General features: G+C 70.0%; 11 protein-coding genes. 9 read left to right on the forward strand and 2 right to left on the reverse strand.

Annotated features, from left to right (window positions below):
- The first annotated feature begins 34 nt into the window (after positions 1–34).
- From ENSA5_RS06580 to ENSA5_RS06590, 3 genes are read left to right on the forward strand one after another with little or no spacing between them, the layout of a single operon-like run.
- Positions 35–1,678, forward strand: a complete 1,644-nt coding sequence (locus ENSA5_RS06580; protein ID WP_308726534.1) for a DUF1592 domain-containing protein — start codon at positions 35–37, stop codon at positions 1,676–1,678.
- Positions 1,675–3,033, forward strand: coding sequence for a DUF1552 domain-containing protein (locus ENSA5_RS06585; protein WP_106390775.1), 1,359 nt, complete (start codon positions 1,675–1,677; stop codon positions 3,031–3,033). Before ENSA5_RS06580 ends, ENSA5_RS06585 begins: the two co-directional genes overlap by 4 nt.
- Before the next feature lies 1 nt (position 3,034).
- Complete coding sequence (locus ENSA5_RS06590) at positions 3,035–3,886, forward strand: TapB family protein (protein ID WP_106390776.1); 852 nt, start codon at positions 3,035–3,037, stop codon at positions 3,884–3,886.
- A gap of 105 nt (positions 3,887–3,991) precedes the next feature.
- Here the strand turns inward: ENSA5_RS06590 and ENSA5_RS37155 are convergent, their stop codons facing one another.
- Entirely contained in the window at positions 3,992–5,242 is a 1,251-nt protein-coding gene (locus ENSA5_RS37155; protein WP_181197444.1) for a vWA domain-containing protein, read from the reverse strand.
- A gap of 266 nt (positions 5,243–5,508) precedes the next feature.
- The gene (locus tag ENSA5_RS06600) at positions 5,509–7,692 is read right to left on the reverse strand and encodes a hypothetical protein (RefSeq protein ID WP_258182762.1); all 2,184 of its coding nucleotides are present in this window, start codon (positions 7,690–7,692) and stop codon (positions 5,509–5,511) included.
- 36 nt (positions 7,693–7,728) lie between these two features.
- On the opposite strand from ENSA5_RS06600, the gene ENSA5_RS06605 reads away from it, so the two are divergent.
- The 6 genes from ENSA5_RS06605 to ENSA5_RS06630 form a co-directional block, all read left to right on the forward strand.
- Positions 7,729–9,231 carry a sensor histidine kinase gene (locus ENSA5_RS06605; RefSeq protein WP_181197445.1) on the forward strand — a complete coding sequence of 501 codons (1,503 nt, stop codon included), beginning with the start codon at positions 7,729–7,731 and terminating at the stop codon, positions 9,229–9,231.
- Positions 9,228–10,616, forward strand: coding sequence for a sigma-54-dependent transcriptional regulator (locus tag ENSA5_RS06610; protein ID WP_106390778.1), 1,389 nt, complete (start codon positions 9,228–9,230; stop codon positions 10,614–10,616). Before ENSA5_RS06605 ends, ENSA5_RS06610 begins: the two co-directional genes overlap by 4 nt.
- An 89-nt stretch (positions 10,617–10,705) precedes the next feature.
- Positions 10,706–11,584, forward strand: a complete 879-nt coding sequence (locus tag ENSA5_RS06615) for a hypothetical protein (RefSeq protein WP_106390779.1) — start codon at positions 10,706–10,708, stop codon at positions 11,582–11,584.
- Between the two features lie 72 nt (positions 11,585–11,656).
- Complete coding sequence (locus ENSA5_RS06620) at positions 11,657–12,298, forward strand: alpha-ketoglutarate-dependent dioxygenase AlkB family protein (RefSeq protein ID WP_106390780.1); 642 nt, start codon at positions 11,657–11,659, stop codon at positions 12,296–12,298.
- Between the two features lie 219 nt (positions 12,299–12,517).
- Positions 12,518–13,456: a hypothetical protein gene (locus ENSA5_RS06625; protein WP_106390781.1), complete on the forward strand. Its 939-nt coding sequence runs from the start codon at positions 12,518–12,520 to the stop codon at positions 13,454–13,456.
- Between the two features lie 50 nt (positions 13,457–13,506).
- The coding region (locus ENSA5_RS06630; RefSeq protein WP_219906740.1) for a DNA-directed RNA polymerase subunit alpha C-terminal domain-containing protein at positions 13,507–16,426 on the forward strand (2,920 nt) is incomplete at its 3' end.

Raw genomic sequence — 16,426 nt, forward strand, 5'->3', positions numbered from 1 at the left:
TATGCGTATCAACGCGCACATCCTATTCGGTCTTATGGCCCTACCCGCCGCGGCGCTCGCCGCATGCGAGGCGGAGCCCGCGACCGATATTCGCCCGCCGTCTTGCGCGGGCTCGACCCAACCAGGCCCGACGCCAATTCGTCGGCTGACGCGCGTCGAATACAACAACACCGTATATCAGCTATTGGGCGACTCTAGCTATCCGGCCAACGCCTTCCCGCCCGACGAGGAGGCCGCCGGTTTCGACAACCAGGCCGCCGCGCTCGTCGTCAGCCCGCTGCTCGCGGAGCACTACATGGGCGCCGCCGAGGAGCTCGCGGCGACCCACACGCCGGCACTCATCGCCCAGCTGCCAAATTGCGCGGGCGGGGGCGCCAACTCCGACAGCTGCAGCGGCGACGCCGACGCCTTCATCCGCAGCTTCGGCAAGCGGGCCTATCGACGGCCGCTGACCGAGGCCGAGGTCGACGGCCACCTCGCGCTCTTCGAACAAGGGGCGACCCTCGGCGAGACCGACTACGCCCCCGAGGTCGGGGTCGAGATGGTGATCCAGGCGATGCTGCAATCGCCACACTTCCTGTACCGCGTCGAATTCGGCATGCCCAACCCCGACGGCAACGAGGTCGTCCCGCTGACCTCCTACGAGGTCGCCTCGCGCCTGTCCTATCTGCTGTGGAACACGATGCCCGACGCGACCCTGTTCGCGGCCGCCGACGCCGACGAGCTCCGGACAAAGGCGCAGATCGAGCAGCAGGCCCGGCGGATGATGGACACCCCGCGCGCCCGCGAGGCCGTCAAGAACTTCCACCGGCAATGGCTGCAGTTGGGCAAGATCGAGCCCCTGATCTCGGCCAATGGCAAGAACCCCGAGATCTACCCTGACTTCAACAACGGGCTCTTGCCGCTGTGGCGCAAGGAGACCGAGGCGTTCATCGACTACGCGGTGTTCGAGGAGGACGCCAGCGTCGAGACCCTGTTCACGGCCGACTACACCATGATGAATCAGGCCCTGGCCGAGTTCTACGGGGTCGAGGGTCCGAGCGGGTCGGAGTTCGTCCGCGTCAACCGTGACCCGAGCAAATTTGCCGGCTTCTTGACCCACGCGGGCCTGCTCGCGCTCTACTCCAAGCCGGATCGCTCATCGCCGATCCATCGCGGCAAGTTCGTGCGCGAGACCCTCTTGTGTCAGGCCCCGCCGCCGCCGCCGGACATCGTGCCCGAGCCGCCCTCGGTCGACGAGAGCCAGACCACGCGCGAGCAGTTCGCCCAGCACTCGGCCGACCCGCTGTGCGAGGGCTGCCATCGGCTCATGGACCCGATCGGCCTCGGCTTCGAGCACTTCGACGGGATCGGCCGCTACCGCGAGACCGAGTGGGGCCTCGAGATCGACGCCAGCGGTGAGCTGGTCGAGACCCTCGACATCAACGGACCCTACGACGGCGTCGTCGAGCTCGCGACCTTGCTCGGGCGCAGCGAGCAGGTCAAGAACTGCGTCGCAACCCAGTGGTTTCGCTTCGGCTACGGCCGCGTCGAGACCGAGGACGACGCCTGCTCGATCGACGAGATCAACGAGGCCTTCGCCGCGGCCGACTACGACATCAAGGAGCTGATCATCTCCCTGACCCAGACCGACGCGTTCCGCTACCGCCGAGCCGTCAGCGCCGAGGAGGCGTCATGAGCCAGCACAAGCGTCATCATCTCAGCCGTCGGACGATCCTGCGGGGTCTGGGCGGCGTCGCGATCTCTTTGCCCCTGCTCAACGCGATGCGCGGCCGCCGGGCTCGCGCGGGCGAGGGCGACCCGCCCAAGCGCCTGCTGATCATGTACACGCCCAACGGCACGATCGCGAAGAATTTCTGGCCGACGGGGTCCGAGACCGACTTCTCGCTCTCGCCGATCCTCGCCCCGCTCGAGGCTCACAAGCAAGACCTGCTCGTGCTCGGTGGCATCGACATGCTCTCGTCGCTCAGCGGGCCCGGCGACGCCCACCAAAAGGGCACGGGCCAGTGCCTGACGGCGACCGAATTGCTCGAGGGCGACTTCCCCGGCGACGCGGGCCTCTCGGCCGGCTGGGCCGGCGGCATCTCCCTCGACCAGGAGGTCGCCAACCACGTCGGCCAGGCCACGCCCTTCGCCTCGCTCGAGCTCGGCGTCGCCGTCCAGGGCTCGGACGTCGGCTCGCGCATCAACTACCGCTCCGCGGGCCAGCCCCTGCCCCCGGAGAACAGCCCCTACGCCGCCTACGAGCGCCTGTTCGGCGACGCGATCGCCGATCCGATGGCGGTCGAGCGCCGCGCGGCTCGCCAGCGCGCGGTCCTCGACTCGGTCGCCGACGAACATCGCGCGCTGCGTGACCGGCTCGGGGTCGAGGACCGCGAGAAGCTCCACAACCACCTGATTGCGATCGAGGACATCCGCACGCGCCTCGACCAGGGCGTGATCAAGTTCGACGGCGCGTGCCAGCCGCTGGAGCAGGGCGCGTACATCGACCCCGAGGTCGTCGCCAACATGCCGGTCATCGGCGCGCTCCAGATGGACCTCATGGCCATGGCCTTCGCCTGCGACATCACCCGGGTCGGCACGATCATGTGGACCCGCTCGGCCGCGAACCACGTGTTCTCGTTCGTGGATCCGATGATCGTCGAGGGCCACCACTCGCTCGCGCACAAGGGCGATCAAGACACGGTCAAGATCGCCCAAAACACCCTCGTCAGCGCCTGGTACGCCGAGCAGCTGGCCTATCTCATCACCCGGCTCAAGGCGATCCCCGAGGGCGACGGCACGGTGTTCGACAACACCGTGATCCTGTGGACCAACGAGCAGGCCAAGGGCAACAACCACTCGCGTCATGACATGCCCTACCTGCTCGCGGGCAGCGCTGGCGGCTACTTCAAGACCGGCCGCTACATCACCCAAGACGGCGATGTCGGCCACAACAAGCTCATGGTCTCGCTGCTCAACGCGATGGGCATCGAGACCGAGACCTTCGGCAACCCAGAGTTCGGTACGGGCCCGCTGCCCGGGCTGGTATGACATGAACACCACTCCAAGCTCCTCCTCCTCCTCCTCCTCCTCTTCCACCTCCAGCGCTCGCGCTCGATGGTCACGGCTCGCGCTCTTCGTCCTGCCCTCGCTCAGCCTCGCGTGCGGCCAGGAGCCGCCGCCGGGATCCGAGTTCGGTGACACCGACGAGGGCGTCGGCGTTCTCGACGGCGAGGACAGCCTCGACGGAGGCGAGGCCGAGACCGACGACACCGAGGGCGACGAGGGCCCGTCCGACCCCGACGGCAGCCTCTACCCCCTCGTCGACGGCGCCAGTTGGGTCTACATCGCGAGCAACGACAAGGGCCAGGTCCTCGGCATGGAGGTCGTCGACGCGACCGAGGTCGAGTGGGACGGCGAGCCAGCCTGGGTCCTGACCGACAACCCCAACGACAAGGGTGAGTGGACAAAGAGCGTCATCGCCCGCGACGGCGACATCACCGCCCGGGTCCACAAAGAGATCATGACCCAAGGCGGCCCGATCGAGATCGTCGACTACGATCCGGGCTTCGTCCGCGCCGACGACGGCTGGGAGACCCCCGGGCACATGGAGGAGTTCCTCTACGAGCGGACCGAGACCGACGGCGCGGGGCTGAACCCCCAGGTCGAGCCTCGGGGCCACCGCTACACGGTCCTGGCCGTCGACGAGACCGTCACGGTCGGGGCCGGGACCTTCAGCTGCGTCAAGGTCGAGCGGGTCCGGACCGTCGGCACCAAGGCCGGCGAGCGGGTCTTGTCGTGGTACGCGCCGGGGATCGGAAAGGTCCGCGAGGAGCGACCGGCCGAGGGCCGGACCGAGGAGCTCGCCAGCGTGTCGATCCCCAACGGCGAGAGCTATCCTTGACGCCTCGAAGGCTCGAGGCCTCGAGGCCCATGCTCGAACGCCCTACAAGCTCAGCTGTAGGGCGTTCGGACGTTTGGCTGGCGGCGAGCTATCCCCTCATTGCCCTCACTGGGGGATGAGGCTTTCGCAGCCGAACTTGACGTTGAGCGTGCCCTCGGCATAGCTCTGGGCCTTGTTGCAGGTCTGCGGGCACAGATAGATCGCGATCGGATCGTTCGGGTTGTTGTAGTACCAACCCTCGGGCGAGTTCATGCAGTCGAGCTCGTCGCTGACCTTCGGGATCACCTCGGCGCCGTTGTTTCCGTCGGTGAGCTCGACGTTGACGAGCTCCGGATCGAGGATCATGCCCATCGGCGGCTCGGGGATGTCGAACTTGCACGACAAGGGCGTGCCCTGGATGACGGCGTCGGCGAGCTCGTCGAACACCGGCTGGAAGTCCTGGGCGCAGAGGTCGCCGAGGACTCCGCCCTTTTGATTGATGAGGTCCATGTAGTTCTGCCCGATCCCCGCGGCCTGCAGGCAGTCCCAGGGGCAGACGATCGCGTGAAACACGTAGTCTTCGTAGGCGGGGTCGAGGGCCTTGAACTGGGTGTCAAAGGCGTTCGCGGTGAGGCCCGACTCGTCGTCGGTGACGACCACGATGTGCTTGATCGAGTCCTCGCGAATCGAGGGTTCCCACTGCTCGTGGGTCTGGATGATCGTGATGAGCGCGTCGTGGCTGCCGACGAGGTCGTTGACGTGACGGTAGACCGGCAGATCCTCGTCGTCGTTGGGGCAGCCGCCGCCACCGAGGGGGGGATCGATGCAGATCCCGTTGCCGTTGTTGGGATACGAGGAGATCAAGACGACGTGGTAGTCGATCCCGCTCATCTCGATCTGGCTCGAGAAGCCGTTCATCTCGGCCTGCACGAAGCCCGCCTCAGCGGTCATGCTGCCCGAGTTGTCGACGATGAAGATGATGTCGACAGGCACGGCGACGATGTCGGCGGCCTCGGAGACCTCGGGGCACTCCGCGTCGCCGTCTCCGTCGCCGTCGCCGTCGCCGTCGCCGTCGCCGTCCGGGTCTCCGTCGCCGTCCGCGTCGCCGTCGCCGTCCGCGTCGCCGTCGCCGTCCGCGTCGCCGTCGCCGTCCCCGTCCCCATCCCCGTCGCCATCTCCGTCGCCGTCCCCGTCTCCGTCGCCGTCGCCATCCCCGTCGCCATCCGAAGGCGCGGCCTCGTCGCTCGCTCCCGTTTCGCCATCCGCGCCGAGACTCCCATTCGAGTATCGGCTCTCGCCCGTGTCATTCGGGTCATTGTCGCCGCACCCTCCGCTGGCGGTGAGTGCTAAGGCTAGAACGGCAGCGTTGCGTTTCATATGGTTGCTTTCGATGCCCTGGCGATTGAGGGCCTGCGGGGAGGGCGATCCACAGCAACCCTCCGACCGGCGAGATGCCGATCGGACTCAGAACATTTCAGGATACAATTGGCACTGCGATGCAGCGCTCGCGTGGCCGCCTCGACCACGAATTGTCTACTTTCAAGCTAGAATACGAGCCGGCACTGCACGAGCTTTATCGGGCCGCGCGGGTCCGATTAAATCACCACGGGGCACCCGAGAGCGTCGCAAAGCGTGCGGCTAGGTCAGTCCCGAGCTCGGGCACGAAACAGGCCCAGCTCGATGTGCGTGCGGTCGCCGAGCCCCTCGCCGAGGTTCTCGTCGTAGGGCTCCGACTCGAAGCGGGTCGCGGCGACCTCCTCGAGCTCGACGAAGCCCTCGATCGCGTCACACGCCGCGGCCTTGGGCTCCTCGACGGGCTTGGCCCCGACGCAGGGCAGGCCCTCGTACCAGTACAGGCACTCGGGCGGATCCTCGAGCAGCGCGCGGACGTTCTCGGGCAGCTCGGGCTCGCCGGCCTCGGCGCGCGGGATCTCGACGACCCGCCAGCGCTCGCGCGGGACCCCGTTCTCGACCCAGCTCCCGACCCGACGAAAGCGCATGTCCGCGCCGTCGCCGGTGTACTCGATGACCGTGCACTGCGCGGGGATCCGCTCGCGCTGGGCGTGGACGAAGAGCCACTCCTGCGCGTCGTTGAAGCCGACGTAGCGGACCCCGTGCAGGTGGATCAGCGGCGAGGCGAGCACGTAGGCGAGCCCGACCCCGCGGACGAGGTCGTAGCGACGCCCGGCCAGCCACGGCCTGCGCTCGCGCTCGGCCGCGAGCCAGCGCAAGCTCGCGTCGGCCCCACACGCGACCAGGAGCATGTAGGGCACGATCAGGTGCAGGTGGTAGCGGGCCTGCATGTAGATGGAGCTCGGGATGACGTAGGCGTGGGCGACGAGGAACCCGAGCAGCCAGGTGACGAGGAACCAAAACAGCGGACGCCGGCCGCGTCGCCACAGATCCACGGCCCCGAGCACGGCCAAGAGCGTGAGCCCCGGCGGCGTGAAGATCGGGTTGATCAGCTCGTTGAGCCGGGGGCTGAAGATGACCCTGAGCGCGGAGCTCAAGGTGCTGAGGCTCATGCCCTCGCTGACCTGGGCGCCAAAATGCTCGAGCAGGTTCGGGACCCCGATCCCGAAGGTCACCGCGCTGATGACCCCAAACGCGACCACGACCCGGACGCGGTCGGCCTTGGGCTTGTCGGTGTGCAGCCCGCCGTTGACGAAGGCCGTCGCCAGCAGCAGCGGGTAGTACATCATGTTGAGCGGGCGGACGTCGTACATCAGGGCCAGCGGAGCCCCGAGCAGCGCCAGCGCGATCCAGCCGCCGAGCTGGGAGCGCTCGCGGGTCGCCGCGTGGATCAGCGCGAACACGGTCGAGCTGACCGTGATCGAGGGGATGAAGGCCGCGTCGCTGTGAGAGAAGCGCAGGTGCAGCGGCAAGATCGCGACGACGAGCGCGGCGATCAGCGCCGCGCGGCAGTCGTCGAGGAGGTAGCGGGCGTGGACGTAGACCGCGAGCGGGGCCAGGAGCGAGAACAGCAAGGTGCTGTCGAGGATCGCGTCGCTCAGCCAGACCGGGTCCGGGTGGAGCGCGGCCAGGCCCGGCCCGTGGAAGATCTTGCCGGCCGAGATCAGCAGCCGGGTGTAGGGCCACGGCGCCAGCGCGACCTCGGGCGAGAGCGTGAGCCGTAGCCCCCCGGCCAGGATCACGACGCCGAGCAGCGACCACTTCATCCAGGTCTGCGCGCCGCGGAGCTTGTGGGCGACGAGGACCAGGAGCGTGAGCGTGAGCCCGACCAAGAACACGACGCCGTCCCGAGCCCAGATCCCGAGGGTCTTGACCAGCTTCTTGCGATCCCAGGCCAGGTCGTAGGGGTGCTCGCGCGGCTCGCCGGCGTAGACCACGTCGGTCGACCAAAACGAGCCGTCGTCGTTGCGCTCGATCGCCGCGACCAGGGCCTCGACCGCCGCCGCGCTGCCCGGCGGCTGCTCGACGACCTTCAGCGCGAAGCCGTCGAGGGCGCGGGCGTCGGGGGGCGCGTAGTCGAGGTGATCGAGGCTCAGCTGGGCGTAGCTTTGGTCGGGGCCCGAGATCCACACGTTGATCGTGCTGACGTCGAGCGAGAAGGAGTGCAGCGCCCAGCCCGGCGCGAGCTCCTCGCCGACGGCGTAGGGTTGAAACAGCGCGGTGATCTCGGCCTCGCGCCCGGGGACGATGACCGGGCGGAGGTCGGTCGGCTCGGCCGCCGGCGCGGCCGCGCTGAAGCGGGGCAGCAGCAGGGTCAGGAGCAAGAAGGCCAGGGCGAGGAACCCAGGCGGCAGCGCGCAGCGGCCATGTGCGCGCCGCAGCGGCCGCGTCCGGGGTCGTGCACGAGAGAGCACGGGGCGAGAATATCCTCCAATGCTATGAACCCAAGCGTGGCGCCGTCGCGAGCGACAACCGGGCCGCCGAGCGGGCCGACCCTCGGCCGTCGGATCGCGGCCTCGCTGGCCCTGCTGGTCGTGATCGCGGGGCTGCTCAGCGCCGGCATCCTCGCGCTCCACGTCCGCGTGACCGCCGCGCTCGAGACGACCCGCGCCGATGGCCTCGCCGCCCAGGAGGCCCTCGGGCTCGCGCTCGCGGTCCGCGAGCACTACCTCCACGAGACCCACACCGTCATCCAGGGCGACCGCGCGCAGGTCCCTCACCACCACGACTGGATCGCCGACATCGAGCACCGCGTCAGCGAGCTGCTCCCGCGGGTGCCCGAGTCCGAGCGCGAAACTCTAATCGAGCTGCGCGAGACCAGCCGGGCGATCGACGAGGAGTATCGCAAGCGCCTGGTCCCGGCCGCGCTCGCCGGCGACCGCGAGACCATCCGCGCCCATCAGCGCAGCTCCGCGCAGCTGCTGCGGACCGCGACCGCCGCCGCCGACGCGATCGTCGAGGCCCTCGATCGTCGCGCCGAGCAGACCGGGCGCGAGGCCCTGGAGCTGTCGCGCCTGGCGATCGTCGTCGGGATCGTCGGCGTCGTCCTGCTCGGGGTCACCGCGGTCGTCATCACCGTGCAGCTGCGCAAGGCCGTGCTCGCCCCGCTCGCGCGCCTGACCGCCGCCGCCCGCCGCTTCGGCGCGGGCGAGTTCGACTTTCGCGTCGGTGACGACGCCCTCGACACGACCGAGCTAGCGACCCTCGGCGGCGCCCTCGACCGGATGGCCGTCGAGCTCGAGGCCCGCGAGGCCGAGCTGTTGCGGACCGAGCGTGTCGCCGCGATCGGCCAGCTGACCGCGGGCATCGCCCACGAGATCAACAACCCGATCGGGGTCATCCGCGGCTACCTCAAGACCATGCTCCCGACCGTCGAGCCGTCCGAGCTGCGCGAGGAGCTCGAGATCCTCGACGAGGAGGCCGCGGCCTGCCAGCGGATCGTCGAGGATCTGCTCAGCTACGCCCGCGAGCCGGCGCTGGAGCTCGAGCCCGTGCAGATCGACGAGCTCGTCGAAGACGCGGTCCGGCGCTTTTGCTCGACCTACGAGCTCGGCGGGCGGGCGCCGTCGACCGAGGTCGAGCCGGGGGCCCTCGAGCTCGACCCCGTGCGCATCCATCAGGTCCTGGCCAACTTGCTGCGCAACGCCGCCGACGCCAGCGAGGACGCGACCACGGTCGAGCTGCGCGGGCGCCCCCAGGGGTCGAGCTACGTGCTCGAGGTCCGCGACCGCGGCCCGGGCATCGCCCCCGACAAGCGCGAGCGGGTGTTCGAGCCCTTCTTCTCCGAGCGCCGCGGCGGCAGCGGGCTCGGCCTCGCGGTCAGCCGTGGGATCATCGAGGCCCACGGCGGCCGGATCTACGCCGCCGCGCCCGACGAGCCCGACGAGCCCGGCGCCCGCGTCGTCATCGAGCTCCCGCTGCCCCCCAAACGAAGCGAGCCAGGCCCACGATGAGCACCCTGCCCCGCGTCTTGGTCGTCGACGACCGGCCCAACATGCTGCGCCTGGTCCAGAAGATCCTCCGCGCCGACGCCCACGTCCTGACCGCCAACGACGGCGCCGCCGCGATCAACCTGCTCGAGCGCGAGGCCGTCGCGGTCGTGCTGTGTGACCTCGAGATGCGCGAGGTCGGCGGCCTCGCGGTGCTCGAGGCCTGCAAGCGGACCCAGCCCGGCGCGGTGTTCGTGCTGATGACCGCCTACGCCACGGTCGCGACCGCGATCCAGGCCATGCGCATGGGCGCCTACGACTACCTGTCCAAGCCCTTCGACCCCGAGGATCTGCGCGCCGTGATCCTCCGCGCCCTCGGCCGCGCCGCGAGCCACACCGCCGCCGCCGAAGCCGAGACCGACACCTTGTTGCCGGGCGTCTACGGTCGCGCCCCGGTCATGGCCGAGCTCGCCCAGCTCGTCGGGCGCGTGGCCCCGAGCGACGCGACCGCGCTGGTCCTCGGCGAGACCGGGACCGGCAAGGAGCGGATCGCCCGGGCCCTCCACGCGCTCTCGGCCCGGTCCGAGCGCCGCTTCGTCGCGGTCAATTGCGCCGCGATCCCCTCGGAGCTGCTCGAGAGCGAGCTGTTCGGCCACGTCCGCGGGGCCTTCTCCGGGGCGACCCGCGACCGCCCCGGGCTGTTCGAGGACGCCGACGGCGGCAGCGTGTTCCTCGACGAGATCGGCGACATGCAGGCCAGCTTGCAGGCCAAGCTGACCCGGGTGCTCGAGCAGCGCTGCATTCGTCGGCTCGGCGAGACCCGCGAGCGCGACATCGACGTCCGGCTGATCGCCGCGACCCACCGCGACATCGAGCGCATGGTCGCGGGCGGGACCTTCCGCGAAGATCTGTGGTACCGGCTCAACGTCGCCGTGCTCCGCCTCGCCCCCCTGCGCGAGCGCGGCGGCGACGTCGAGCTGCTCGCGCGGCGCTTTTTGGCCGAGGAGGCCGACAAGCGCGCCGAGGTCCCCCGCGGGTTCAGCCCCGCGGCCCTCGATCTGCTCCGCGCCTACCCCTGGCCCGGCAACGTCCGCCAGCTCAAGGCCGCCGTCGAGCGAGCCGCGATCCTCGCGACCGGAGCCGTGATCGACGTCGACGACCTGCCGCCCGAGCTGCGCAGTCACCCGGTCTTCGATCCGGACCTCGGCGAGGACGCCGTGCTGAGCACCCTGACCTGGCAGCAGACGACCGACCGAGCCCGCGACCACATCGCGCCCCGCTACCTCCAGGCCGTGCTGACGGCCGCCCAGGGCAACGTCGCGGCCGCCGCGACACGGGCCGGGATCGAGCGCGAGAGCTTTTACCGGCTGCTGCGAAAGTACGGCGTCCGGGCCGAGGACTTTCGCTAGCGCGAGCAAAGTCTTGTGTGGACCGGCCACACAGCGGGTGAGCGCTTGCGCAGTTTACGCGGCCTCCTCGGCCGTTCTACTCTGAGTCGATGGAAATCTCAGAGGACCGCCTGGAGCTGTGCAGAGTGTTCTTGGATGACTGCTACGCCGAGCATGATGATCGCTCAGACTTCCGCGGCCACGAGAACACCGTCCAAACCTACACACACCCAGTCAACCAGGCGACCTACAGCGTCATGTACTTCGCCAAGTCCGTGGCGACGTGGTGGGCGATACGGGACCTCGTCGAGCCTGTTGGGACACCATCTTCAACGCGAGTCGTCTCTGTCGGAGCGGGGCCCCAGTTTTGCCTCATGGGCTGGTTCTTCGATCAGCCTCCCATACCGGAGAGCAAGTTGTGGGCCCTCGATGCCCTCGACTGGTCGTGGGTCAGAAAGCTCTCGTCGCACGCGCGGCTGCTCGAGGACATCATCGGGCCCACAGAGCTCAAGACCTACTCGGGCTATCATTTCCCCGCCGACGCGCCACCGCAGTGCTCGGCAAGGCGCACACGGCCGGTCGAGGCCAGGTCGTTTCCCGAGGGGTCGACAGTCTTGCTGCCGATGGTCATGAACCACATCGTCGGGCTCATCGATCCGGTGGCGGACACAAGCTCTCTCGCGCGGTGGTTCGAAGACCTCCAGGCCAGGGTCGAGCGGGTCGTCCTGGTGGACATGAAGCACGAGCACTCAACAAAGGATTTCTGGCAGGTCGTCTCGAGCGTACTGGGATTGGCGGGCCGCCCGCCTGTCATCAGCTTTCAAGACTACGGCGGGAGCTTCGCGCCCTGCTACAGAGATCGCCTGCTCCCTGAAGGCCGGGGAGTCCAGGAGCGGCGACGGCGGACTGGCCTTCGGTGGAACAGCTTCACCCAAGTCACCGCCTGCTGGTTCGAAGCTGACTCTGGATGGCGCTGGCTGAGCCGCTGATCCGACCCAGACCACGGCCCCAGGTCAGGGTGGCGCGGTCTTGGGTAATGTGATCTAGTCATCCGTACAGCCATGACCCAGCCCGCCCTCTTCATCGAGCCACCAGCCGCCCCGGCAGAGCCCTCAACCCGTGGCTGGGAGCAGATCTCTGCGCCTGGGGCGCTCATCTGCATCAAGCGAAGCTTTCTGGGCCCGGTGGCCGCCACGAAGCTCCTGCGCCGGCTCATCGACGTTGTCCCGTGGCGCCAGGACAAGATCAAGATATTCGGGAAGGAGCACGACCTCCCGCGGCTGCAGCAGTGGTACGGCGACCCAGGCCAGGTCTACCTGTGGTCGGGAATCGAGATGAGGCCGCTCCCCTGGATCCCCGAGCTTCTCGAGGTCCGCGAGGCGGTCCAGCGAGCGACCAAGCGCGACTTCAACTCGGTCCTCCTGAACTACTACCGAGACGGCAACGACACAGTCAGCTGGCACGCCGACGACGAGCCCGGCCTCGGCCTGTCGCCCTTCATCGCCAGTCTGAGCGTGGGGGCCGAGCGGGACTTTCTCTTGCGTCGCACCGACGACAAGACCGAGAAGCGAAACATCAAGCTCACCCATGGCAGCCTGTTGGTGATGGGCGGAGAGACCCAAGGGAATTGGCAACACGCTATCCCGAGGCGCAAGCGGGTCACCGAGCCTCGAGTCAACCTCACCTTCCGTGAGTTCGAATAGCCAAAGCCGGGCTGGAGGCGGTGCTTCGTAGGTCACTTCTCGAAGCAGCGATTGCGGCACCTACTGGACGGCGTCGTGTTCGAGGGGGTCGACGCCCACATCGACCATGCGCGACTCGCACCTAGCGAAGAGCTCGCAGCCCGGGGTGCGGCTCAGCCCCCTGCATGACCCGGAACGGACTTCGGGCACGTGGAACTCGCTTCGACTATCATCCCGCTCGTGGTCGACGAGACGACCGAGGACAATCCCAGCGAGCCCACGGACAAGGCCGAGCTCGCCGTGCGCGAGGACGCCCCGCTGCCCCGGCTGCTCAAGCCGCGCGAGGTCTCGATGCGGGCCTTCGGCGCGGTCCTTGGCGCCGAGCTCTTCGCGCTGGTCGGCTGGTACCTGACCGGCTGGCCCTGGCTCTCCTTTGGGCTGCTGTTCGCGGGGCTGCTGGCCTGGACCTTCCGCCGCCGCGGCAACACCCACCGGGCGATCGCAGCCAACGAGCGCGCCCGCGAGCTGCTCGATCTCGGCCAGACCGACGAGGCCACGGCGCTGCTCGACCAGCTCCTGAGCGCGCGCCAAACCCCGGCCAACATTCGGCCCTTCGCGGCCTACTACCGGGCCCTGGTCTCGATCCGCCGCGGTGAGTTCGGCGACGCCCGGGCCAGGATCCGCGCGGTCGTCGAGTCGGGCTGGCTCGGCAACCGCCGGACCCTCCAGAGCCTGGCCCCGGCCGTCTACGCCTCGGCGATGCTGGCCTGCGTGCTCGACGGCGACACCCAGGCCGCCGACCGCTGGCGGGCCGAGGGCCACCGCTGCGCCGCCAACCTCAAGCGCCACTGGTTCGTCGCCGACGCCTTCATGGCCGCCCGCCGCAACCACTGGGACGAGCTCTTGCGCGCGCTCGAGACCAGCTGGGACGCGATCGAGGGCACGGTCTCGGGCGCCGGGATCCGCATGCTCCAGCTGCTCGAGGCCTACGCGCTCGCGCGCGTCGGCGAGCGCCAAGACAACTACCGCGGGCTCCACTCGGGCCGCGAGATCAACGCGCTGCTCCACGGCATCCGGCCGGGGCGCTTCGATCATCTCGCCCGGCGCTGGCCCGAGCTGCGCGAATTCATGCGCGCGCGCGGACTGCTCGCAACGCCCGAACAGGGCGACCCGTCGTGACCGGCGAAAATCACCACTGAGGCTCGCTTTACGTTAGGCTCGGCGCCTCGATGCTCGAGCCTCTGCCCTCATCCGCCGTGCCCCAGGCCGACCGTGTCGAGCGCGCGCTCGAGTACGCGGTCTTACTCCACTACCGCCAGTTCGCCCTCCGCGACCTCATCTATAGAGGCCGCGACGCGATGTACTACCGCTGCGCGGCCCAGATCCTCGGCCTCATCGACGCGGCGGGCCAACCCAGCGCCAGCGTCATCGAGTTCGTCGAGACCGGCGCCGATCCCCTCGAGCTCCTCCGCGGCGGCTTCGAGCGCAGCGCGATCGGCCAGGGCTGGGCGCGGTGGTCCAAGACCAGCCTCTGGGGCGTCGACCCGGCCTCGGCCGAGGCCTTCTTGGTCGACGCCACCGACCTCGCGCCCGCGACGACCGAGCGCCGGGCCAAGACCCTGCGGACCTGGCTCGAGCAGCTGGCGCCCGAGGACCGCGGCCCGAGCGTGGAGCAGCTGCGCGGCCAGCTCCTGGCCCGGCCGCTGTCGCGCTTTCACTTCTCGGCCCGGACCACCAACGTCTTTCGGCGCGAGGGCTTCGAGTACGTGCATCAGCCCGTCGCCCTAACCAGCGCCGGGCTGCTCGCGCTGCGCGCCTTCGGCCAGACCTCGCTGCGTGAGGTCGAGGGGCTCCTCGCCCAGGAGCCGCCGGGCGAGACCATCGACGAGCTCGCGGCCGCGCTCGAGCGCGCGGAGCTCACCTGGCCCGAGGGCTTCGACCTCGCCAACATCCGCGCGCCCGCGCCGACCCTCGAGGACCTCGAAGACCTCGAAGACCCCGGCTGGAACCAGCTCGCCGAGGTCCTGCCCGAGCACATCCTGGCCCAGGGGATCGAGCAGCTCGATCCGCCCACGCGGATGCTGACCTTCTGCCACCGCGAAGCGATCGAGACCGTCCGCGAGCTCGTCGCCCGGCCCGAGCAGGAGATCCGCGAGGCTCGCGGGGTCGGGCGCACGACCCTGGCCGGGACCCTCGAGCAGATCGTCGAGTTCGCGCGCCGCTACCCCACGCCCGCCCACCTCGACAGCGGCACCTCCGCCGACCCCGAGCAGAGCTTCGACCCCGACGCCTTCGCCACGGTCCTCGAGCTCTGGGAGGCTCGGCTCTCGCACCTCGACGAGCGCGACGCCCAGGTCGTCCTGCGCCGCAGCGGCGCCCTGCGTGACGCCGAGACCCTCGAGGCGATCAGCGCGACCCTCGGCGTCACCCGCGAGCGCGTCCGCCAGCTCGAGCGGCGCGGCCTCGTCCGGCTCCGCGCCGACCCGAGCTGGATGAGCCGGCTCCGCGCGGCCCTGGCCGAGGCCCGCGGCGACGCCACCTACCTGTGGCTCAGCGAGCTCGAAGACGACCCCTTCCTCCAGCCCCTCGTCGATCGCCCGGAGTTCGTCCGCTACCTGACCCGGCGCGTGCTGCCCGACGACTGGCAGGCCTACCGCTGGGACCGCGACGACCTCCTGCTCACCCGCGAGCGCGGGCGCGAGCCCGAGCTGGCCTACCAGGGCCTCGCCGGGGCCCTGCGCGACGCGAGCTGGCCGGCCCCCTACTCGGTCTTCCTCGAGCTCGTCGGCGAGCAGCTCCGCGACGACGAGTCGGACCTGCGCGGCCTGTTCATCCAGCGGGCCGAGGCCACCTTGGTCCTCGACGACGCCGATCACCCGACCGAGGTCCTCCACGTCGGCCAGTCGAGGAGCGGCCGGATCCTGGCCTACATGGCCACCCGCGACGGCCCCGTGAGCGTGCGCGAGCTGCAGCAGCTGTTCGGCCGCGGCGCGCTGCCCGACGCCTGCCTGATCGTCCGTCGCGGCCACGTCGCGCTGGCCCGGCACTTCCCCGAGTTCGACCTCTGGGAGCGGCGCCTCGTCCCCCTGGCCCGGCGGATCATGGAGCGCGAGGGCCCCGACCGTCAGTGGATGGCCCACGACCTGCTCGATCTGGCCGGCGAAGAGGTCCGGCTGCCCGACTGGATCACCCCCTGGCTGCTCACGAGCATGCTGCGGCGCTGTGGCGAGGTCGAGGATCTCGGCCGCCAGCGCTTCGCCCTCGAGGGCGGCTCGCCCCAGGCCCGGGTCCACCTCCTCGACGCCGCCGTCGAGATCCTCGAGCGCGCGGGCGGGCCGATCTCCGAGGCCCAGCTGCGCGAGCGCCTCAGCGAGCGCGTCGAGGTCCTCGACACAACCTTCAACTCCTTGCGGACCTCGCTCCCGGTGTTCCCGACCGGCGACGGCCGCCTCGGCCTCGCGGCCCGGGACCTCGTCGGTGGCCTCGACGCCATCCAGGCCGCCGGCGAGCACCTCGAGGTCGTGCTCCGCCAGCGAGGCCGCGGCCTGTCCTTCCATCAGGCCCTCGCCGAGCTCCACGCCCTCAGCCCCGAGCACGCCCAGTGGAGCCCCAAGATGGTCGCCGTCGTCGCCCGCGCGCGACCGACGATCATCGCCAACCGCTCGGGCATCGGCCTCGACGCCTGGGACGGCGTCCGCATCCCGACCCAGCCCGAGCTGATGATGAACCTGCTCAACGAGGGCGAGGGCGTGACCCGCGTGAGCGCCTACACCCGCGCCCTGCGGGACCTGCACGGGCGCGAGCCCCTGCGCCCGCACATCGCCGGCATCGCCCACGTCGTCGGCGATCTCGAAGTAGCGCCCGGCGATCCAGGCGAGGCGCGTGGCGCAGGGCTCGTCGCTGGCGCGGGCCCGCTCGATCAGGGTAGGGAGGCGCGCGGCGAGCTTGCGGGCCTCCTGGACCGGGAGAAACTCGTTGGTCGCCGTGAGCTCCTCGAAGCGGGCGGCGTGGGCCTGGCAGCGGGCGGCGAGGGCGGTCCAGTCGCCGGGCCGCTCCTGGCTGAGCTTGGTGTAGAGCTCGCGCGCGGCCCGGGGCAGCCCGAGCTCGCGGGCGCCGGGCAGGCGCGGCGGCGCGGCGGCGGCGTTGGGG

Origin of the sequence: Enhygromyxa salina, from assembly GCF_002994615.1 — a bacterium.
Classification (GTDB): domain Bacteria; phylum Myxococcota_A; class Polyangia; order Nannocystales; family Nannocystaceae; genus Plesiocystis; species Plesiocystis salina_A.

Coding starts and splice junctions, on each gene's coding strand:
- ENSA5_RS06580 (WP_308726534.1), top strand. CDS start 35: ATGGCCCTACCCGCCGCGGCGCTCGCCGCATGCGAGGCGGAGCCCGCG.
- ENSA5_RS06585 (WP_106390775.1), top strand. CDS start 1,675: ATGAGCCAGCACAAGCGTCATCATCTCAGCCGTCGGACGATCCTGCGG.
- ENSA5_RS06590 (WP_106390776.1), top strand. CDS start 3,035: ATGAACACCACTCCAAGCTCCTCCTCCTCCTCCTCCTCCTCTTCCACC.
- ENSA5_RS37155 (WP_181197444.1), bottom strand. CDS start 5,242: ATGAAACGCAACGCTGCCGTTCTAGCCTTAGCACTCACCGCCAGCGGA.
- ENSA5_RS06610 (WP_106390778.1), top strand. CDS start 9,228: ATGAGCACCCTGCCCCGCGTCTTGGTCGTCGACGACCGGCCCAACATG.
- ENSA5_RS06615 (WP_106390779.1), top strand. CDS start 10,706: ATGGAAATCTCAGAGGACCGCCTGGAGCTGTGCAGAGTGTTCTTGGAT.
- ENSA5_RS06620 (WP_106390780.1), top strand. CDS start 11,657: ATGACCCAGCCCGCCCTCTTCATCGAGCCACCAGCCGCCCCGGCAGAG.